Raw genomic sequence first — 21,949 nt, 5'->3', positions numbered from 1 at the left:
GTGGGAGAGGGCATCATCGCGCACCGTGCGAAACATCAGCGCAAAAGCACGCAGTCCGGCGGCAGTCGGCACTGCAGCGCACCGGGCAACACCTCAATGCGGAACTGCGTCCCGCTCAGCGGCTCTCCGTCGAGGTTAAAGGTCATTCCGTGGGGAGCATTCACTTCAAACCACGCCGATTTCCCGGCGATGATATTTGGACTCTCTTCCGGCTGCGTCAGCGTGGTAAACAGCGCGGGCAGCAGGCCGTCGCCCGTGAAAATACGCAGCTGAAGCTGTCCGTCATTAATCAGCGCCTCCGGGCAGAGCTGCTGTCCGCCGCCCGCCTGACGTCCGTTGCCAATCCCAATTACCAGCGCGTCACCCTGCCACTGAAAATCCTCGCCGCGAATTTCGCAGCGGTCAGGCTTGAGGGTGTCCATGCGCATCAGGCCGTGGATCAGGTATGACACGCCGCCCAGCGCCGCCTTCAGCTTTTCCGGCGTTTCGCTGGTGATGCGCGTGCCAAACCCGCCCGTCGCCATATTGATAAAGCAAGTTTTATCATTCACCTGCGCAATATCCACAGCGGTGGCTTTGCCGAGGATCGCCAGCTGGAGCGCCTTCTCTAACTCCTCCGGGATCCCGGCGCTGGTGGCAAAGTCATTGGCGGTGCCGAGCGGTAAAATGCCCATCACCGGGCGGTTTGCCGGGGGTAGGTCGATTAGCGCTGAGGCAATCTCATTGATAGTGCCATCGCCGCCGCCGGAAATGATGGTCTCAACGCCAAGCCCGAGGGCTTCATTGATATAGCGTGCCGCGTCGCCTTTTTCCCACGTAACCCTAACGTGAATGCGCGCGCCGTCGTCGCGCAAGCCGTGAATTGCCTGACGCAACAGATCGTTGCCCGCGCTTTTGCCGTTGAGAATCAATAAACTGTCTGGATAGGTTGCCATCCGCGCTGCTCCCTTTTTTAGCGTTAGTAAGAGTGTATAGCAGAGAGGAAAAAAGCGGGTAAGAACAGGATGAAACTTGTGCGTACCCTGTGTTTTTAACTGTTCACTTACTCGCTATTTTATACCTTTTAAATCACAAACGATTTTATTTAATTTAACGAAGTTAGTAAAACCTACAATTATCAACCCGCCTATTGTACTCAGGGCGACTATGAGTGCCGCGAGAACTTTTTTGCCGGTTGATTCATATTGGATTGCCTCCTGCAACTCAGTTCGAAGGTCAACGTCATTAGTAGTGATATAAATACATGCATCTTTAAGGTACTGAGCGGATGTTACATCTTTGATGATTTTAAGGCATTCAAATTTGTTCCAAGAGTTATTATTCTTTTTATCATATACCCGGTGTTTAGAAATATATAATTTTTCGCTATTGCTGACATTGTATGTGACATAACCTGCTTTCATGTACGGTGCATCGTAGAGGATGCCACAAGCGGTGAAAATGAAAAGGACACCAAAAAATGTGGTGCTGAAAGATTCCAGACGCATCGTTCTCTTGACGCCCACCGCGCCAAACCACCCGGTAAAACGCAATGTTGAACGTTCAATTTTTCCTTCGTTTAAAGCCCTGGATATTAATTTTGCATCGTCAGCAGAGGCAACTCTCACACCGTTTTTTAATCTGAATAATTGTTGGTTGTAAAGTTTTTCGTCATACTCGACATATTCTCTATCAGAGTATTTAATACGGAATAATTTTAAAATCATCCCTGTAAAGAAACTGATGCTAGGCAGCTTCATAAAAAATAATATCGCTAAAAAGAACATTATATAAATTTTGTAGTCGCCAAGTGTTTCAAAAATATAGTTGCTCATCTCATGTTCCTTTTTGATAATTTCGATTAAAAACCGTCAGTCATTGTACATGGATTTCATATCCGGAGTATCAAACCACTCCTGATGCTAAGGGCGTTCTTTTGTGTCTGTGTCGCACCTGATACGCGGGAGAGGCTTGCGATACAAAAAAATAAGCCCGCGTAAGGGAGATTACGCAGGCTAAGGAGGTGGTTCCTGGTACAGCTAGCATTTATGGGTTATGTTTTTCAGCGGGGGGATAATACCCGTATTGAACGAAGCGGTATGTGATCCGATTCTAAGAATTATCCCAGCGCGAAAAAATTTCCCTGATTAACTATTTGCCGTGTGGGTTTCGGGTGCTTTCACCGTTGAAGTTACGCATCAGCAGCGCGAACTTCAGCTCCACCTCTTCCGGAACCGGCAGCCAGACGGTATGACCGTCACCCGGCGCCACGTCAATCGCTTCGCCTTTGCCGTTTTCCAGATGTTCCAGCGTAAAGTTCATGTTGCCCTGCGGGGTCATCAGCTCCAGGCTGTCGCCTTTGGTGAATTTGTTTTTCACCGCCACGGCCGCCAGCGGGCCTTTGCGCTCGCCGGTAAAGTCACCGACAAACTGCTGGCGCTCGGAAACGGAGTAGCCGTGCTCGTAGTTCTGGTAGTCGTCATGGGTATGACGACGCAGGAAGCCTTCGGTATAGCCGCGGTGCGCCAGGCCTTCCAGAGTTTCCAGCAGACTGGTATCGAATGGTTTACCGGCCGCCGCATCGTCGATGGCTTTGCGGTACACCTGCGCGGTGCGCGCGCAGTAGTAATAGGATTTGGTGCGGCCTTCAATCTTCAGGGAGTGCACGCCCATCTGCGTCAGACGCTCGACGTGGGCGATGGCGCGCAGATCTTTCGAGTTCATGATGTAGGTGCCGTGCTCGTCTTCAAAGGCGGTCATGTACTCGCCCGGGCGTTTGGCTTCTTCAATCATAAACACTCTGTCGGTTGGCGCGCCGATGCCCAGCGTAGGCTCGACGTTGGTCACCGGGATCGGCTCGTGCTTATGCACGATGTTGCCGACGTCATCCTCTTTGCCTTCCTGGACGTTATATTCCCAGCGGCAGGCGTTGGTGCAGGTGCCCTGGTTCGGGTCGCGCTTGTTGATATAGCCGGAGAGCAGGCAGCGGCCGGAGTAGGCCATGCACAGCGCGCCGTGAACGAAGATTTCGATTTCCATATCCGGCACCTGGGTGCGGATCTCTTCGATCTCTTCCAGCGAAAGCTCTCGGGACAGAATGACGCGGGTCAGCCCCATCTGCTTCCAGAACTTCACCGTCGCCCAGTTGACGGCGTTAGCCTGGACGGAGAGGTGAATATCCATCTCCGGGAAGTTCTCCCGAACCAGCATGATTAATCCCGGGTCCGACATGATCAGCGCGTCCGGCCCCATATCGACCACCGGCTTCAGGTCACGGATAAACGTTTTCAGCTTGGCGTTGTGCGGCGCGATGTTCACGACCACGTAGAATTTTTTACCCAGAGCGTGCGCCTCGTTGATGCCGAGCTGCAGGTTCTCGTGGTTGAATTCGTTATTACGTACGCGCAGCGAGTAGCGCGGCTGGCCCGCATACACGGCGTCGGCGCCATAGGCGAAAGCGTAACGCATATTTTGCAGCGTTCCCGCCGGGGAAAGGAGTTCCGGTTTAAACATGTTTGTTCTCGTTCTGATGACAGGTCAGATCCGCATGCACCAGGTGCAGCGGTAAGGGGAGATCCCCCACATTAAGGGCGGGCATTGTAGCGCTGCGGGGCAGGGAGGTAAAGCGCCGGGTCGCGTCACCGCTATCCCGGCGTGCTTCGTGTTGTCAGGTGTTGTCTTTTACCGTCTGAGTGGACCCGTTAGTTTTGACCGAGGCTATGCCCTTATCACGCGATTGTTCCGTTGCATAAAGCTGACTGCTGCCAATCACCTGATGATTGCCTGCCTTGAGATTGAAATGGTACTTACCGTTAGAGGCTGTTTTCTTCTCATAGCGCTCGTCCAGGGGGCTGTTCGTGCGTACGGAGGCAATGCCGTTTTCGGCGGCACTTTTACTGGTGTAAAGCTCGCTGGTAAGAATGGTCTCTCCGTTACCCGCCTTCAGCACAAACCTGAACTGACCATCACTGCTTTTACTTAATTCGAACCAACCAGACATAGGAACTCCTTGATCGAAAGTAAAGTGAGAGGCACCAGTTTTAAGCAAGCGAACCGGTAAAAAGAGTATGGTTGATTCCTGAATTGATTCCAGAAAAGAAAAACCCGCCCTGGGGCGGGTTTCAGCGTCGAAAGGTCACGCTATCCTGCACGCATCCGCTTCCCAGCGATACCCCACGCCATACACCGCGCGGATAAACGACTGCTCGGCGTCCAGCGCCTCCAGCTTGCGGCGCAGGTTTTTAATGTGGCTGTCGATGGTGCGGTCGGTCACCACGCGGTAATCGTCGTACAGGTGGTTCAGCAGCTGTTCGCGGGAGAAGACTTTTCCCGGCTCGTGGGAGAGGGTTTTCAGCAGGCGGAACTCCGCAGGGGTCAGGTCCAGCAGCTTGCTGCGCCAGCTCGCCTGGAAGCGGCTTTCGTCGACAATCAGCGGGCTTTCGGCGTCCAGCACATGAAGCTCGCGCTGCGGCCTGCAGCGGCGGAGAATGGTTTTCACGCGGGCGACCACTTCACGCGGGCTGTAGGGCTTGCAGATGTAATCGTCCGCGCCAATTTCGAGGCCCAGCAGGCGGTCAATCTCTTCAATTTTGGCGGTGACCATGACGATCGGCACGTCGGAGAAGCGACGAATTTCCCGGCACAGGGTCAGCCCGTCAACGCCCGGCAGCATTAAATCAAGCAGGATCAGATCCGGCGGGGTCTGGCGCACGTATGGCATCACCTGGTCGCCGTGGCTTATCAGCGAGGGGGCGTAGCTGGCCGCACGTAAATAGTCGATCAGCAGCTGCCCAAGCTTGGGTTCGTCTTCCACGATCAAAATGCGCGGCGTGTTTTCGTCAATCGGTAACTCGGTCATACTTCTCTCGATAAATCCCGTTCCAGAGGTAACTCTACTGTAATGCTAACCCCGCCAAAAGGCGAATGGGCGGCGCGGATCGTGCCATTATGCGCCTCAACGATGTTAACGCAAATCGCCAGCCCCAGGCCGGAACCGCCGCTGGCGCGGTTGCGGGAGCCTTCGGTACGGTAAAAACGTTCAAACAATTTTTCCAGCTGCGCGTCCTGCACGCCGGGGGCGGAATCCGCGAAGGTGAGGGCAAAGCGCCCGTTTTCCTGCCTGCCGGAGATATGTAGCCCACCGCCGCTGTCGGTGTAGCGCAGGCTGTTTTCCAGCAGGTTATTGAACAGCTGCATCAGCCGGTCCTTGTCGCCAAACACCACCGCGCTGTCCGGCAGGGAGAGGTCGATTTTCAGGTTGCGGCTGGCAAACCGCTCGCGGAAGGCGCCGCTGATCACTTCCAGAATGTTAATTACGTCCACCGGCGCCTTCTGGTAGGCCAGCGCGCCTTCGTCGGACATGGAGAGCTGGTGGAGATCGTCCACGAGCTTGGTGAGCGTGCCCACCTCCGCCTGCAGAGAGGCCACCGATTCTGGCGTAAACTGGCGCACGCCGTCCTGAATGGCCTCCAGCTCGCCGCGCAGCACCGCCAGCGGCGTGCGCAGCTCGTGGGAGATATCGGCCATAAAGTCGCGGCGCATCTGCTGGTTCTTCTCCAGCGTGCTGGCGAGCTGGTTAAAGTCCTGCGCCAGCTTGCCCAGTTCGTCCTGGCTGCGGGTATCGACGCGGGTGGTGAAATCCCCGGCGGCGAGCTTGTGCGTCCCTTCCACCAGCCGTTTCACCGGAGCGAGCAGGCCGCGCGCCAGCGGGAAGGTGGCGAGCGCGGCGAGCAGGGTGGAGAGGGCGACAATCAGCCAGCTTGTCCGGCGCTGCTGGCGGTCAAAGTTGATGTCGGTGTTGCGCGTCAGGCGCTCCACCGGAGAGGCGATAACCCAGCCGACTGTCGCATTGTTGACTTTAATCGCACGACGGGTGCCGTCCGGCGGTATCGGCGCACGCGGACCCACCAGCGTGCGCATGTCCTGGTCAATCACCCAGAACTGGGTGCGCCAGCCGTGCGGCGGCATGCCCGGCCCCGGGCGATCGTCACCGGTATCGTGCTCCAGCGAGCGCAGGATCTGGAAAATAAAGCGGTCGTTATTGCGCAGAAAACGCCAGTTGCCGTGCTGGGCGTACTGTTCACTCAGCGCATCGCTTAAGCCCTGTAAACGCTGTTCATTGCCATGCTTGATGTAATCAATAAAACCGCGCTCGAAGCTGATCCGCACCGCCCAGTGCATGGTGATCAGCAGGACGATACAGGTGGCAAATATCGCCACGAAGAGCTTGCCGGTAATGCCCGGACGCCAGAATTTCATGAACCACTCCTTTTGCCGCGCCTAATCACGACGTTCTTGCTGGTATCATCCGGCACTCTGGCGAAGATGAAAGCGGGCAGGGCGATGATGACCGCCATGCTGAGATAGGTATACAAAAAGACCTGATGCGCCACCGGCGTGTCGACGCTGAGGTGGTGCTGGCCGTACATGCCGAGCAGTAAACCCGCGATGGTCACCCCGACGCTCATCGAGAGCTGCATGATCATCGACAGCAGGCTGTTGCCGCTGCTCGCCAGATCGTCCGGCAGGTCCTTCAGCGTCAGGGTATTCATCGACGAGAAGCGCATGGAGTTGACTATCCCCTGGCAGAACAGCACCAGCGGCAGAACGTAGTACCAGCCCATCAGCGCCACGGCCATAAACAGCAGACTCACCAGCGCCAGCCCCAGCGTGGCGGTCACCAGCACGCGACGATAGCCAAAGCGGTTCACCACCTGTACCACGATGCGCTTCATTCCCATGCTGCCGAGCACCATCGGGATCATCATCAGGCCCGCGTGGAACGGCGAAAATCCCATTCCGATTTGCAGGAAAACGGGCGTCATAAACGGCAGCATGCCGCTGCCGACGCGCCCGGCGAAGCTGCCGAACAGGCCAAGGCGATAGGTAGGGTTTTTAAACAAGCTCAGGCTGAACAGCGCCTTATCGTTACCTCTGGCATGCCGCAGATACCACAGAATGGCGGTGATGCCGATAACGACCAGCATCCCCAGCGTCAGGGGCGAAATCCCCAGCCCTTTTTGCCCGTCGAGCGCCAGGGTAAGCGTGGCCATGCCCGCCGCCAGCAGGATAAAGCCAAAGAAATCAAAGCGCCGCGTCTGCATTTTGTAGTTCGGCATCAGCGTCAGGGTGGCGATGGCGCCGATGATGCCAACAGGAAGATTGATTAAGAAGATCCAGTGCCAGGAGGCGTACTCCACCAGAATGCCGCCGAGGGCCGGGCCCAGGAGCGGCCCCACCTGGCCGGGCAGGGTCACAAAGGTCATCGCCGCCATGTACTGCTCGCGCGGCACGATCTTCATCACCGTTAGCCGCCCGACAGGGACCATCATCGCCCCGCCGACGCCCTGCAGCACGCGCGCCATCACCAGCTGGTCGAGGGTGTTGGCCTGGGCGCAGAACAGCGAGCCGGTGGTAAACAGCACGATGGCGGTAAAGAAGATATTCCGCACGCCCACTTTATCCGCCAGCCAGCCGCTGGCGGGCAGCATCACGGCCACCGTCAGCACGTAGGAGACAATCACCATATGCATATGCAGCGGGCTCTCCCCCAGGCTTTTCGCCATGGAGGGGAGGGCGGTGTTGACGATGGTCGTATCCAGCGACTGCATGAAGAAGCCGAAAGCGACTATCCATAGCTGCCAGCGAACGTTAGCGGGGAGATCGGTCATTTACTCGGTCACCGTGGTTCTGTTTTTACGCGAGAGGCGCAGCCGCAGGCGGTCGAAGAACAGATAGACCACCGGCGTGGTGTACAGCGTCAGCAGCTGGCTCATCACCAGGCCGCCGACAATGGTGATCCCCAGCGGCTGGCGCAGCTCGGAGCCGTCGCCGCCCGAGATAACCAGCGGCAGCGCGCCAAACAGCGCCGCCAGGGTGGTCATCATGATCGGACGAAAACGCAGCAGGCAGGCCTGGAAGATGGCCTCTTCCGGCGATAGATTGCCGTTACGCTGGGCGTCCAGCGCGAAGTCGACCATCATGATCGCGTTTTTCTTCACAATGCCGATTAATAGCATGATTCCGATGAGCGCGATCAGGCTGAACGGCGCGCCGAACAGCTCCAGCGCCAGCAGCGCCCCAACGCCCGCCGACGGCAGCGTCGAGAGAATGGTCAGCGGGTGAACGTAGCTCTCGTACAGCACGCCCAGCACAATATAAACCGTGGCGATGGCGGCCAGAATCAAAATCACCTGCGAATTCATCGTCTCCTGGAACACCTGCGCGGTGCCGGCAAAGCTGCCGCGCACGGTGGACGGCACGCCAAGCTGCGTCATCGCGCGGTTAATTGCGTCGCTGGCTTCAGAAAGCGACGAACCGGCGGGCAGGTTAAAGGAGATAGTCGACGCCGCCGATAGCCCCTGGTGGTTCACCGACAGCGGCGCGTTGGCCGGCTGCCAGCTGGCAAAGTAGGAGAGCGGAATCGCCTTGCCGTCGTTGTTAATCACAAACATTTTGTCCAGAGCGCTGATGTCCTGGGTGTAGCGCGGATCGACCTCCATCACCACCTTATACTGGTTCATCGGCTGGTAGATGGTGGAGATCTCGCGCTGGCCGAAGGCGTTGTTCAGCAGGCTGTTGGCGGCTTCAACGTTAATGCCCAGCCGCGACATGGTTTCGCGGTCGTAGGTCAGGGCCATCTCGGCGCCGTTATCCTGCTGATCGGAGTTGACGTCCGCCAGCTGCGGCAGGGCGGCCAGCGCCTTGCGGATCTTCGGCTCCCACTCGCGCAGGGCGGCTAAATCGTCCGAGAGCAACGTGTACTGATAGCTGGCGTTCGCCTGACGGCCGCCGACGCGGATATCCTGAACGGCCATCAAAAACAGGTTTGCCCCCGGCTCTTTGGCGAGCTTCACCCGCAGGCGGTCAATCACCTGCTGGGCGGTTTCGTTGCGCTCGCCGCGCGGTTTCAGGGTAATAAACATCATCCCGCTGTTGACGCGTGACCCGCCGGTAAAGCCGGTGACATTATCCACGGCTTTGTCTTCACGAATGATCTTCATGAAGTCCTGCAGCTTGCCGCGCATCGCCTGGAACGAAATGCTCTGGTCCGCCTGAATCCCCCCCATCAGCACGCCGGTATCCTGCTCCGGGAAGAAAGTTTTCGGGATGGTGATGTACATCCAGACGTTGAGCACGATGGTACCGATCAGCACCAGGCCGACCAGCCGGGTATGGTTCAGCACCCACTTCAGCGATTTGCCGTAGCCTTCCTGCATGGCCATCAGGAAGCGACCAAAGCCTTTGCGGCGCGGCTGCGAATGGGGCTTGCTGCGCTTGAGCATCCAGCCGCACATCATCGGCGTCAGCGTTAGGGAGATCGCCAGCGAAATGCCGATGGCGACGGAGAGGGTGACGGCGAACTCGCGCAGCAGCCGGCCCGGTAGCCCGCCCATCAGCAGCAGAGGCAGGAATACCGCCACCAGCGACAGGCTCATGGAGAGCACCGTAAAGCCCACCTCGCGCGTGCCCTGCAGCGCGGCCTGCAGCGGCTTCACGCCCGCTTCCAGGTGGCGGGAAATGTTTTCCAGCACCACGATGGCGTCATCCACCACGAAGCCAGTGGCAATCGTCAGGGCCATCAGCGACAGATTGTTGAGGCTAAACCCGCACAGGTACATGGCGGCAAAGGTACCGATCAGCGAGACCGGCACGGCCACCGCCGGGATAAGCGTCGCGCGACCGGAACGCAGGAACAGGAAGACCACCAGGATCACCAGCGCGACGGAGATAATCAGCGTTTGCTCCACCTCTTCAAGCGAGGCGCGAATGGTCGGGGAGCGATCCTGGGCAATTTGCAGATCGATTGCTGCCGGGATGGTCTCCTGCAGGTCCGGAAGACGGGCGCGAATGCTGTTCACCGTCTCAATAATATTCGCTTCCGGCAGCTTGCGGATCATCAGCAGAATGGCCGGTTTCGCGTTGGTCATCCCGGCGTTGCGCACGTCCTGCACCGAGTCGGTAACGCTGGCAACGTCGCTCAAGCGCACCGCCGCGCCGTTGTTGTAGTGAATAATGAGCGGCTGATATTCCGCGGCGGTTTTCAGCTCGTCGTTAGTGTGGATCTGCCAGCGGTGGCTGCCGTCCTCAATCGCCCCCTGCGGTTTGCGGACGTTGGCCGTGCTGATGGCGGAGCGCACGTCATCCAGCGACACGCCCTGGTTGAACAGCGCCTGCGGGTTTAGGCCGACGCGCACGGCGGGCAGGGAGCTCCCGCCGACGCTCACGTCACCGACGCCGTTAATTTGTGAGATGGTCTGCGCCAGCTGGGTAGACGCAAAGTCGTAAAGCTGCCCCTGCGAGTACGTATCCGAGGTCAGCGTCAGGATCATGATCGGCGCATCGGACGGGTTGGCCTTGCGGTAGGTTGGGCGGCTCGGCATCCCGCTCGGCAGCAGGCTTTGTGCGGCGTTGATGGCCGCCTGCACGTCGCGCGCCGCGCCGTTGATATCCCGGTCGAAGCTGAACTCCAGAATGATGCGCGTGCTGCCCAGCGAGCTGCTGGAGGTCATCTCGTTGACCCCCGCAATCCGCCCGAGCGAACGCTCCAGCGGCGTGGCAACCGACGAGGCCATGGTCTCCGGTGACGCGCCCGGCAGCGAGGCGCTGACCATGATCACCGGGAAATCCACCTGCGGCAGGGGGGCCACCGGCAGCAGCCGGAAGCCCAGCACGCCGCAGAGGGTAATGGCGAGCGAGATTAATATCGTCGCCACCGGGCGATAAATGAAGAGGGCGAAAAACTTCACTTATGCCTCCTCTTCACGTTTCGGGAAACGGCTTTTGGTCCACAGCGCCAGACGGTCAAACAGCAGGTAGATCACCGGCGTAGTGAAGAGGGTCAGCACCTGGCTCACCAGCAGACCGCCGACCATGCCGATACCCAGCGGACGGCGCAGCTCCGCGCCGACGCCCGTGCTGAGCATCAGCGGCAGCGCGCCCAGCAGGGCGGCCAGCGTGGTCATCAGGATCGGACGGAAACGCAGCAGACAGGCCTGGAAGATGGCGTCGCGCGGCGACATGCCCTGCTCGCGCTCGGCGGCCAGGGCGAAGTCGATCATCATGATGGCGTTTTTCTTCACGATCCCGATAAGCAGGATAATGCCGATGATGGCAATGACGTCCAGCTCGCTGCCCGCCAGCATCAGTGCCAGCAGCGCCCCCACGCCCGCTGTCGGCAGGGTAGAGAGGATGGTGATTGGGTGGATAAAGCTTTCGTACAGCACCCCGAGCACGATGTACATCGCCACTACCGCCGCGACGATAAGCCAGATGGTGTTACCCAGCGCGGCCTGAAACGCCAGCGTGCTGCCCTGGAACTGGGTCTGAATATCGGACGGGAAGCTGAGTTCTTTTTCAGCAGCCTGAATGGCCTCCACCGCTTCGCCGAGAGAATAATTGTCCGGCACGTTGAAGGAAATGGTGGTGGACGGGAACTGATCCAGATGGTTGATCGACAGCGGGGTATAGCGTTCTTCCACCGTGGCGATAGCGCTCAGCGGCACAATGCCGCCGTCTTTGCTGGTCAGGCGCACCGAGTCCAGCCCCGCCAGGCCAGGCGTGTTGTCCGTGTTGTGCTCCAGCACCACGCGATACTGGTTGGCCTGGGTGTAGATGGTGGAGATCAGGCGCTGACCGAAGGCGTTGTACAGGGCGTTGTCCACGTCTGACATGGTAATGCCCAGACGGCTGGCGGTATCGCGGTTGACGTTCACGTACGCCGCCAGCCCTTTGTCCTGCCAGTCGCTGCTGACGTCGGCGAGCTGCGGCAGGGTGTTAAGCTTGTTCACCAGCTGCGGCACCCAGGTGCTGAGCGCGTCCAGCGAGGTGGCCTGCAGCGTGAACTGGTACTGCGTGCGGCTGACCTGAGTATCAATGGTCAAATCCTGAATCGGCTGCAGGTAAAGTTCAACGCCCGGCACCCGCGCGACGGCGTTTTGCAGACGCTCAATGACGGCGTTGACGCGATCGTCGCGTTCATCCAGCGGCTTAAGGTTGATCTGCAGACGCGCGCTGTTGAGCGACGGGTTGGTGCCGTCGACGCCCACGTAGGCGGTCAGGCTCTCGACCGCCGGATCTTTCATAACGATCTCAGACACCTGCTGCTGGCGCTGGGCCATACTGGCGAAAGAGACCGACTGCGGGGCCTGAAGCGTGCCCTGAATAATGCCGTTGTCCTGGATCGGGAAGAAGCCTTTCGGAATGAAAATCCACAGCATCACGCTGAGCGCCAGGGTTCCCAGCGCCACGCCGAGCGTGGCCCACGGATGGTTCAGGACTTTCGCCAGCACGCGTCCGTAGGCGGCAATAATCCGCTCGAACATGCGCTCGGAGGCGCGCGAGAAGCGGTTTTGCTTGCGCAGGGACTCGTGGCTCAGCATGCGGGCGCACATCATCGGCGTCAGGGTCAGCGACACCACGGCGGAGATCAGAATGGCGACCGCCAGCGTGACGGCAAACTCGCGGAACAGCCGCCCGACGATATCGCCCATAAACAGCAGCGGAATCAGCACCGCAATCAGCGAGAAGGTCAGCGAGATAATGGTAAAGCCGATTTCCCCTGCGCCCTTCAGCGCGGCGGCCAGCGGTTTTTCGCCTTTCTCGATATAGCGCGAGATGTTCTCGATGACGACTATAGCGTCATCCACCACGAACCCGGTGGCGATGGTGAGCGCCATCAGCGTCAGGTTGTTAATCGAAAAATCGAGGAACACCATCACCGCAAAGGTGCCGACCAGCGAGAGCGGTACGGCGACGGCGGGAATAATGGTCGCCGGAACGTTACGCAGGAACAGATAGATGATCATGACCACCAGCGCAATTGCCAGCATCAGCTCGAACTGGGTGTCGGTGACCGACGCGCGAATATTCGTGGTACGGTCGGAAAGCACTTTTACGTTGACCGATTTCGGCAGGCTTTCGATCAGCTGCGGCAGCATGGTGCGAATACTGTCGGCGGTTTCAATGATGTTTGCGCCCGGCTGGCGCTGGACGTTCATCACGATCGCCTGCTGTTTGTTCGCCCAGGCGCCGAGCCAGCTGTTTTCCGCCCCTTGTTCGACGGTCGCCACATCACCCAGACGCACCGGCGCACCGTTCTGGTAGGCAATAATCAGCTGACGGTATTCATCGGCGGACTGCATCTGGTCGTTGGCGGAGAGCGTCACGGCGCGGGTTGGACCGTCCAGCGAGCCTTTTGCCGAGTTAACGTTGGCGCTGCTGATGGCGGTGCGGATGGTTTCGCTGGTCAGGCCCAGCGCGGCAATCGCCTGCGCGTTAAGCTTCACGCGCACGGCGGGGCGCTGGCCGCCCGCCAGGGTGACGAGGCCGACGCCGGAGACCTGTGAAATTTTCTGCGCCACGCGCGTTTCGACCATGTCTTCGACCTGGGTCATCGGCATGGCGGAGGAGGTGACGGCAAGCGTCATGATTGGCGGATCGGCCGGGTTCACCTTGCTGTAGACCGGCGGGTTGGGCAGGTCTGACGGCAGCAGGTTGGTGGCGGCGTTGATGGCGGCCTGCACCTCCTGCTCGGCGACGTCCAGCGACAGCGTCAGCTGGAACTGCAGCGTCACGACGGATGCCCCGCCGGAACTCTGGGAGGACATCTGTTTTAGCCCGGACATCTGGCCGAACTGGCGCTCCAGCGGGGCGGTAATGGCGGACGTCACAACGTCCGGGCTGGCTCCGGGATAGAGAGTGACAACCTGAATCGTTGGGTAATCCACCTCCGGCAGCGCCGACACGGGCAGGAAGCGATAGCCGATAATCCCGGCGAGCAGGATCGCCACCATCAGCAGCGTGGTGGCGACAGGACGAAGGATAAAGAGGCGTGACGGCCCGCCTGTAGAGCCTGGGGGCATCACCTGCATCAGGATTTCTCTCCCTGTTTCGCAGGTTCAACCACTTCCACTTTGGCCCCTTCGGTCAGACGGTCAATGCCGTCGGTGACCACGCGGTCGCCTGCGGAAAGGCCGGCGGCGATGACCACCGTCTGGCTGTCCTGGATACCGGTTTTCACCAGGTGCTTGCTGACCTTATTGTCGCTGTTAAGTACCCAGACGAAATTACCTTCGTTACCCATCTGCAGCGCAGCGGTGGGGATCACTACCGCGTTCTCTTCGGTCGCGACCAGCATACGCGCGTTGACGAACTGGTTCGGGAAGAGGGCATCGTCCTGATTGTTAAAGCGCGCCTTCAGCTTGATGGTGCCGGTGGTGGTGTCGATCTGGTTATCCAGGCTGAGCAGGGAACCTTCGCTCAGCTTCTGCTTGTTGCTGCGGTCCCAGGCTTCCACCACCAGCCCCTTCCCGGATTTTTGCGCCTGCACCACGGTCGCAATGTCGCTTTCCGGTAGGGTAAAGACTAAATCAATCGGGTGGGTCTGGGTGATGACCACTATGCCCGTGGTGTCGCCGCTGGAGATCTGGTTGCCGATATCGACCTGCTTCAGGCCCACGCGTCCGTCAATCGGCGCGGTGATGCGGCTCCAGTCCAGCTGCAGCTGGGCGCTGGCCACGGCGGCCTCGTCGGCTTTGATGGTGCCCTGCGTTTCGCTGACCAGCGACTGCTGGGTGTCCAGCTCCTGACGAGATACGAGGTTGGTTTTCACAAGCTGCTGGTAGCGGGCCAGATCGCGGCGGGCGTTGGCGAGCGTGGCTTTGTCTTTCGCGAGCTGCCCCTGCGCCTGGGCGAGGGCGACCTTAAACTGGCTCGGGTCTATTTCGGCCAGCAGATCGCCCGCTTTAACCTGCTGACCTTCCTGGAAGTGAATGGCCATCAGCTGGCCGTCGACGCGGCTGCGCACCGTCACGGTGTTGGCGGCGGTGATGGTCCCAAGGCCAGTAAGATAGCGAGGAACGGCTTTATTCACTGCCGTCGCCGCCTGTACCGGCGCCAGCGCGCCGCCGCGCATGCCGTGACGCCCTCCGCCTGCCGGGCGCTGTGCCTGACTATTTGCACCCGCGGGGGCTGCGGAGTTCGCGGATTGGCTGTGCCAGTACCAGGCGGCGGCAAGGACCACCACAATGATACCAGCGGCGATTGCCCAGCGGGATTTGTTACTGCCTTTCATCGTTATACGTTCTCATCCTGAAGACTTCGGGGAATGATACTAGTTTAGTCAGCTAACACAGCGGAAAAATGGAGGAAATATGGAAGACTGTCAGGAATGGTCTGAATGGAGGTAAACGCAAAACGGCAACATCCGTTGCCGTTTTTGGTGTTTTCGCCCTCTGCCTGTGGGAGAGGGCCGGGGTGAGGGCACCGGACCGCACCGCAACAATGCTAGCTAAACATCACCTGCGCCCAGCGTGCCAGACCTGCGGTGACGGAGCCAAAGTCATCCCCACCGGCAATCGGAATGCCCGGCAGCTGTTCCGCCAGCGCTTTCTTGATCAGCGGCGAACGGGCGCTACCCCCGGTCAGGTAAATCACGTCCGGCTTCTCTTTGCCGTTCTCCAGCGCCAGCTGTACCTGCTCAAGAATACGCTGCAGCGGCTGCGCGAGCGCCGTCTCCAGCCCGTCCTGCGAAATCGCGGTGGCCAGATCGTCGCTGATAAACGGCAAGGAGACCGCATGCTCAGCACGGTCGGAAAGGGCTATTTTGCTCTCTTCGGCAGTGCGCACCACGCGGTAGCTCAGGCGCTGACGCCACACTTTATACAGCAGGGCGACTTTTTCGGCGTCCTGCGCGTCGCGCACCAGATCGTTAAGGAAGCGGCCGTTGGCGGTGCTGTAAAAATCACTCTGCGCAGGCACGTCATTAATGGCAATCGCGTTCCACCACGGCAGGATCGGCAGGGCGATACCTTTTTCGGTTTGCCCGCCCATGCCGAGCAGCGGCATCAGGCTCTTGAATGCCAGCGCGATATCGAGATCGTTACCGCCTACGCGACAGCCGCTGTGCCCGAGCAGGCTATTTTCACGATCGCGTCGGTTATGCCACTGCGGCCCCATCAGCAGCAGCGAGCAGTCCGTGGTGCCACCGCCGATATCCACAACTAATACGCGCTTCTCTTCCGTCAGCGTGGCTTCAAAATCCAGCCCTGCGGCAACCGGCTCGTACTGGAACACCACGTCGCGGAAGCCTGCGCGGTGCGCCGCGCGTTCAAGGATCCCCTGCGCCTGCTGGTTGGCCTCGTCGCCGCCCAGCCCCTGGAAGTTGATCGGGCGGCCAATGACCGCCTGGGTAATCGCATCGGAAACCTGCGTCTGCGCCTGATTGCGAATATGCAGCATCATCGCGCACACCAGGTCTTCGAACATCGCCACCTGCTGCGGCTTCAGTCCGCTGGCGCCGAGGAAGGATTTTGGCGACTTAACGAAGTAAACCTCTTCAGGATCTTCAATGTAGTGCCCGAGCGAAGAGAGGCCGAACTGCACGCTGGACGGCGAAACGTCGATGTCTTCCTCACGGTTAAAGCTGACCGCCCGGCGCAGCAGCGCCTGGGTCTCCGCCGCCGTGGCCGGAACCTGATGGTGGCGGAACAGCCATTCGCTTACCGCTTCACGCGTCGGCGCGCAGAGCATTGACGGCAGCAGCGTGCTCTCTTTTTCCATTTTCAGAAGCTGTGGCTGTCCGTTTTGCATAATCGCAACCGAGCAGTTTGCCGTACCGTAGTCGAATCCAATAAACACGATGAATCCCCATGCCAGTGAGAAGGGGCGAGACTTTAACGAAATGTCTTCATGGCGACAACAGGAATATGAAAGCAAGGCGAAACAGGACCTTTCCGTTTATGCTGTGGAGAACCCAAAAGGAGAGACGATGTACACCCTGAACTGGCAACCCCCTTACGACTGGCAGTGGATGTTTGGCTTTCTCGGCGCGCGTGCGGTGATGGGCATTGAAACCGTCACACGCGACTACTACGAGCGCAGTTTTGCCTGTGAAGGGCATCAGGGGATATTTCGCGTAACGCCGGATATCGCCACCCATACGCTGACCGTGACGCTCAGTCCGGGGTTAATTCCGGTTGCGCAGACGTGCCTTGAACGCATAGAGCGCCTGTTCGATCTCGCCTGCAACCCGCAGCACATTGCGCAAACGCTGGGCGATCTCGGTGCTGCCCGGCCGGGCTTGCGTTTGCCGGGGGCGATGGACGCGTACGAGCAGGGCGTCCGGGCGATCCTCGGGCAGCTGGTGAGCGTGGCGATGGCGGCGAAACTGACGTCGCGCGTGGTGGCGCTGTGCGGCGAACCGATCGCGGATTGTCCTGGGTATCTCTGTTTCCCCACGCCGGACGCGCTGGCAGCAGCGGACCCGCTGGCGCTGAAAGCGTTGGGCATGCCGGTAAAACGCGCGGAGTCGTTAATTCATCTGGCGCAGTCGGTCATCGACGGGACGTTTCCGCTTTTCCCGCCCGAGAATATTGAGGCCGGGATGAAGGCGCTACAGCAGCGGCCGGGGATAGGGCGCTGGACGTCAAACTACCTGGCCCTGCGCGGCTGGCAGGCGAAAGATGTCTTTCTGCCGGATGATTATCTGATTAAGCAACGCTTTTCCGGGATGACGCCCGCGCAAATTCGGCGTTATGCCGAGCGCTGGCAGCCGTGGCGCTCTTACGCGCTGCTGCACATCTGGTACACCGACGGCTGGGCACCGTCAGTTGATGGCGAAATAGCTGGTGTTGAGCAGTAGATCCAGCGGCTGCGGCTCGGCGATGGTGTCGCCATAGATAAAATCAATGCCGATGCCGGAGAGCGTATCCATCATGATGGGCTGATTGCACGGGCCCGCGATGGTTTTCATCCCCAGACGCTGGGCGTGGCCCTGCACAATGGTCACCATCATCTCATCCATCAGGTTGCCATACACGTTGCTTACCACCTCCGCGTCCAGCATCAGATAGTCGGCCATATTGGCGGTCAGGTGGGTAAAGACGTTCATGTCGCGACCCACCTGGCTGAAGATCACGCGGCAGCCCGCCTGGCGAAGCTTTTGCAGACTCCGCTGCAGGTTCTTATCCGGGCTGCACACCACGTCGGCAGAGATAACCAGATGCAGGAGACGGCCCGGCATCGGGCTTTTATCCAGCAGGTCGAGAAGTTCATCGACCAGCGTTACGCTGGCTAAACCGGCCTCAGAGAGCGGCAGCGCCACTCCCATGCCTTTACTGGCGATCTGGGCGGCTGAGGTGCGGAAAAACTCGCTAAAGATCCGTCTGTCGAGGGCATGTAAAAGCTCAGGCTCTGCCAGGCCCGAGCGGAAGGCATGCTCCTCCTGGACTTCGCCCTGGCTGGTCCACAGGCGTAACGACAGCAGCCAGAAATTACTGCTTTCCGGGATGCGCGGGGAGGCGACGCTGCGGGCAATCATCATCAGGTGATTGTCTTTAATCATGTGCCACTGTTCATCAAGCGACATCATGCTGCGCGTGTTGTGATCCCGCTCCTGCTGGGGTTCGTAAACCGTCACCATGCCGCGCCCGCTGTTTTTCGAGGCATAACAGGCTATATCCGCCTGCGACATTACCTCTGACGCCTGATGGTTATTTTCATCAATCAGCGTGATACCTGCGCTGGCGCCGATCCGGTGCAGACGGCCTTCCCACATAAAGTGATAGTCATTGATCGTGTGGATCAGGCGCCCGGCGATATAGCGCGCGCTTTCAATATTGCAGTCCGGCAGCAGTAATCCGAACTCATCCCCACCCAGACGCGCCAGCACGTCGCTGGAGCGAAGCATGGTCAACATCACGGAAGAGAGTTCCCGCAGCAGGGCATCGCCCGCCGCATGGCCTGCCGTATCGTTGACGGCTTTGAAGCGATCGAGATCGATAAAGACCAGGGCATGACGCTGGCGCGTTTCGCGAACGGTCTGCAGGAGGCGTTTGAGATGATTTTCGAAGCTGACCCGGTTTGCCAGATGGGTCAGGGCGTCGTGGGAGGCGCTGTAGCTCAGCTGACGCAGCATTTTGCGCGACTCGGTCACGTCCTGAATCACGATAACCGAGCCAATATTCTGCCCGTCCAGCGTGCTGAGCGGCGTAATGCTGTAGTGAATATCAAAATTACCGCCGGTACGGCAGTTCAGCACCACGTCCTGATCGATATCGGAGCGGGACATATCGCCGCTGTGAATATTTTCCATCAGCGGCCCTTTTTCACCAAAGGTGATGTGCAACACCTTCAGGATCGGCTGGCCGATAGCCTCGGTCTGCAGCCAGCCGCTCATTTTCTCGGCCACCGGGTTCATAAAGGTGACGTTCATGTTGATATCGGTACACAGCACCGCTTCACCGATGGAGTCGAGGGTGATGTGCAGACGCTCTTTTTCCTGGAAGAGGGCCTCGTTGAGCTGCTTCACCTCGGTCATATCCATGTTGATCCCGAGCAGCCGTTCGACTTCACCCTGCTTATTGAGCACCCGGTTCGCCAGGGAGCGAATATGGCGCACGCCTTCCTTCACGCGGATGCGAAATTCCAGCTTAAACGGCAGGCGGGAAATCAGCGAGTCCCGCAGCACCTGCTCGGCGTGGGCACGATCTTCCGGCAGCATCGTGTCGTGCCAGAGCTGCCAGGTAGGCTTGATGTGCGGCGGGATTTCATATAGCTCAAACATCCGCTTGTCCCAGCTGATAATGTCTGGCTCCAGATCCCACTCCCAGATGCCGATGCCGCCCGCTTCGTTAGCTAGCGTAATGCGCTCCATCAGGCGTTTGTTGACCCACTCGGTCTGCTTCAGGTCGTTAATGTCTTCAATCTGGGCGATAAAATAGAGCGGCGAGCCGTCGGCATGGCGCACGACGGAGACGGCAAGAAGCGCCCAGACTACTTCCCCGTTGCGGGTGTAATAGCGCTTCTCGAGGGTATAGGTATTGATGTCGCCGTTGACCAGCTGTTCGAGCTGTTCCAGGTCGGTGTGCAGATCTTCCGGCCAGGTGAGCTGCTGGAAGGTCAGCGACTGGAGCTCCGTCTGGCTGTAGCCGAGGAAATTGCACAGCGCCTTGTTAGCCTGCAGCCATTTGCCCTCAATGCTGACCAGCGCCATACCGATGGCGGAATACTCCATCGCATTGCGGAAGCGCTCCTCGCTTTCGGTGATGTGCTTGCGCTCTGCGCGGAAGGCGTACATCACCATGGTCATGACGTTGGCAGGCAGGAGCAGCATCAGGAACGGCAGCCAGGGGGCGTTTAGCATCGCCCCGACGTGCTGGGTTGTCAGCGCCACCGGGTTTTGGGCAATCATCAGCGACACAACCATCACGGTGACCAGAAACACCAGGAACGCTTCCATTCGCGGCAGGCGCACGGCGCTCCACATAAGCAAAACGATAACGCAGGTGAAAGGCCACGGCAGCCAGGTGATGGCTGCCCAGCTGAGGGCCAGCGTTACGGCCAGCGTGGTCAGGGTTTCCAGGAGCAGTCTCGGGTCACGGTGGCGCAGCAGATAATGCGGTTTAAATAACAGCCCCAACGGAACCACCGCCAGTGCGCCAATCGCTTCGGACAACACCCAGACGAAGAAATTACGCAGGGGTTCAGGGCCGGGCGCCAGCAGAGACACCAGGACGCCGCCCACCAGCGGCGGTATCACTGCGCTGCCGATGGCCACGCGGATCCAGTCATTCAGATTCTGCAGCGGGTTGTACCACGGGAGCAATTTGCGAAGTAATAGCGCACCGGTAAAAGCTTCAACCACGTTAATTGAGGTGTAGGTGAAGCTTATCGATCCCCACGAAAACAGCATCCAGGTGGCCAGAATATTGCCAAACGAACAGGCCAGGGCGATTCCCGGCCACATTTTTCCTGCATGGCGGTAAAACGCCACCATCATAATGGCGGTGGGGAACCAGAGCGGGGCCAGCAGGGTGCCGAACCGGGTGAGCTCCAGGGAAAATAAGGTAAAGATAAAGGTGACCAGGCCCAGACAGACAAGTCGTATTAAAGGATGTGGGGTGGTAACCAAAACCCGCTGGTATTGTTTATTCATTACCGCTTTATCCAGAGACGCCATGCCGTCAGGGAAGATGTCCGAACGCGTGAATTAGATAATTTGGTTTATGCTAGTACAAACAATTTACAATTCATATGGTGACCGCTCAGAATTTGACACCACAGACTTATTAAATAGAGGCTCCGTGAAAAAAAACGGTTAAACGCTGAAAAAACGTTCATTTAAATTTCACTCAGGGAATAAAGCGCCACTTTTCGGCCAGTCTCGCAGAACCTGTGCTTTCGACTGGTATCACGCCCGCGAAATCCCTATAATTGCCGCGTTTGACGCTCCGGCGTCGTCCTTCCTTAACATCCAGGTTAATCAGGTCGCTAAATTTATGACTGATAAGTCTCATCAGTGCGTCATTATAGGCATCGCCGGCGCATCGGCTTCAGGTAAAAGTCTAATTGCCAGTACGCTTTATCGCGAACTGCGTGAACAAGTAGGTGATGAGCATATCGGCGTCATTCCCGAAGACAGCTATTACAAAGATCAATCCCATCTGTCGATGGAAGAGCGCGTCAAAACCAACTATGACCACCCAAATGCAATGGATCACAGCTTGCTGTTCCAGCATTTAGAAGCGCTCAAGAGCGGCCAGGCGATTGAGCTGCCCGTTTACAGTTACGTAGAACACACCCGCACCCAGGAAACCATCCGTATCGAGCCGAAAAAGGTCATTATCCTTGAAGGCATCCTGCTGCTGACCGACGCCCGCCTGCGCGAATCCATGAACTTCTCGATTTTCGTTGATACCCCGCTGGATATCTGCCTGATGCGTCGCATCAAGCGTGACGTGAATGAACGCGGCCGTTCGATGGACTCAGTCATGGCGCAATACCAGAAAACGGTCCGCCCGATGTTCCTGCAGTTTATTGAGCCATCCAAACAATACGCCGATATCATCGTGCCGCGCGGGGGTAAAAACCGCATTGCTATTGATATCTTAAAAGCGAAAATCAGCCAGTTTTTTGAATAAGCCGCGCGAATTGTGTACCGTTCAGAGATAACCTGGTTTTACCCTGAGCG

The 21,949-nt window shown here is 58.6% G+C and carries 14 protein-coding genes; 2 read left to right on the top strand and 12 right to left on the bottom strand.

Annotation, left to right across the window (positions count from 1 at the left end; genetic code table 11):
* Positions 1-35 precede the first annotated feature (35 nt).
* The 11 genes from yegS to yegD all read right to left on the bottom strand — a co-directional run bounded on the left by yegS (position 36) and on the right by yegD (position 16,617).
* Positions 36-935, bottom strand: coding sequence for a lipid kinase YegS (gene yegS, locus SPG90_RS10325; protein ID WP_322408114.1), 900 nt, complete (start codon positions 933-935; stop codon positions 36-38).
* Between the two features lie 114 nt (positions 936-1,049).
* Positions 1,050-1,814 (bottom strand): hypothetical protein, encoded by a 765-nt coding sequence (locus SPG90_RS10320; protein WP_213751421.1) that lies wholly within the window; start codon positions 1,812-1,814, stop codon positions 1,050-1,052.
* 316 nt (positions 1,815-2,130) lie between these two features.
* The gene (gene yegQ, locus SPG90_RS10315; protein WP_163353999.1) at positions 2,131-3,492 is read right to left on the bottom strand and encodes a tRNA 5-hydroxyuridine modification protein YegQ; all 1,362 of its coding nucleotides are present in this window, start codon (positions 3,490-3,492) and stop codon (positions 2,131-2,133) included.
* 154 nt (positions 3,493-3,646) lie between these two features.
* Complete coding sequence (locus SPG90_RS10310; protein WP_045402964.1) at positions 3,647-3,979, bottom strand: YegP family protein; 333 nt, start codon at positions 3,977-3,979, stop codon at positions 3,647-3,649.
* Positions 3,980-4,114: 135 nt separating this feature from the next.
* A complete protein-coding gene (gene baeR, locus SPG90_RS10305) occupies positions 4,115-4,837 on the bottom strand; it encodes a two-component system response regulator BaeR (protein ID WP_126303447.1) in 723 nt (240 codons plus the stop codon).
* Entirely contained in the window at positions 4,834-6,237 is a 1,404-nt protein-coding gene (gene baeS, locus SPG90_RS10300) for a two-component system sensor histidine kinase BaeS (protein ID WP_023312417.1), read from the bottom strand. The genes baeR and baeS overlap by 4 nt, the downstream gene beginning before the upstream one ends.
* Positions 6,234-7,649 carry an MFS transporter gene (locus tag SPG90_RS10295; protein ID WP_126303446.1) on the bottom strand — a complete coding sequence of 472 codons (1,416 nt, stop codon included), beginning with the start codon at positions 7,647-7,649 and terminating at the stop codon, positions 6,234-6,236. Before SPG90_RS10295 ends, baeS begins: the two co-directional genes overlap by 4 nt.
* Entirely contained in the window at positions 7,650-10,727 is a 3,078-nt protein-coding gene (gene mdtC, locus SPG90_RS10290) for a multidrug efflux RND transporter permease subunit MdtC (protein WP_126303445.1), read from the bottom strand.
* Positions 10,728-13,850: an MdtB/MuxB family multidrug efflux RND transporter permease subunit gene (locus tag SPG90_RS10285; RefSeq protein WP_047174542.1), complete on the bottom strand. Its 3,123-nt coding sequence runs from the start codon at positions 13,848-13,850 to the stop codon at positions 10,728-10,730.
* Positions 13,850-15,052 carry an MdtA/MuxA family multidrug efflux RND transporter periplasmic adaptor subunit gene (locus SPG90_RS10280; protein WP_023312413.1) on the bottom strand — a complete coding sequence of 401 codons (1,203 nt, stop codon included), beginning with the start codon at positions 15,050-15,052 and terminating at the stop codon, positions 13,850-13,852. The genes SPG90_RS10285 and SPG90_RS10280 overlap by 1 nt, the downstream gene beginning before the upstream one ends.
* A gap of 212 nt (positions 15,053-15,264) precedes the next feature.
* Positions 15,265-16,617: a molecular chaperone gene (gene yegD, locus SPG90_RS10275; protein WP_045355491.1), complete on the bottom strand. Its 1,353-nt coding sequence runs from the start codon at positions 16,615-16,617 to the stop codon at positions 15,265-15,267.
* Between the two features lie 130 nt (positions 16,618-16,747).
* Between yegD and alkA the strand changes: the two genes are divergently transcribed.
* Positions 16,748-17,620: a DNA-3-methyladenine glycosylase 2 gene (gene alkA, locus SPG90_RS10270; protein ID WP_126303444.1), complete on the top strand. Its 873-nt coding sequence runs from the start codon at positions 16,748-16,750 to the stop codon at positions 17,618-17,620.
* Here alkA and SPG90_RS10265 read toward each other — a convergent pair.
* Positions 17,585-20,914 (bottom strand): diguanylate cyclase, encoded by a 3,330-nt coding sequence (locus SPG90_RS10265; protein ID WP_047174560.1) that lies wholly within the window; start codon positions 20,912-20,914, stop codon positions 17,585-17,587. The two genes, alkA and SPG90_RS10265, sit on opposite strands and share 36 nt — an antisense overlap.
* A 343-nt stretch (positions 20,915-21,257) precedes the next feature.
* Here SPG90_RS10265 and udk point away from each other — a divergent pair, with 343 nt between their 5' ends.
* The gene (gene udk / locus SPG90_RS10260; RefSeq protein ID WP_008500855.1) at positions 21,258-21,899 is read left to right on the top strand and encodes a uridine kinase; all 642 of its coding nucleotides are present in this window, start codon (positions 21,258-21,260) and stop codon (positions 21,897-21,899) included.
* Positions 21,900-21,949: the final 50 nt, after the last annotated feature.

Origin of the sequence: Enterobacter sp. D2, from assembly GCF_034427575.1 — a bacterium.
Classification (GTDB): Bacteria; Pseudomonadota; Gammaproteobacteria; order Enterobacterales; family Enterobacteriaceae; genus Enterobacter; species Enterobacter cloacae_M.
This window is presented reverse-complemented; position numbering and strand designations above follow the sequence as displayed.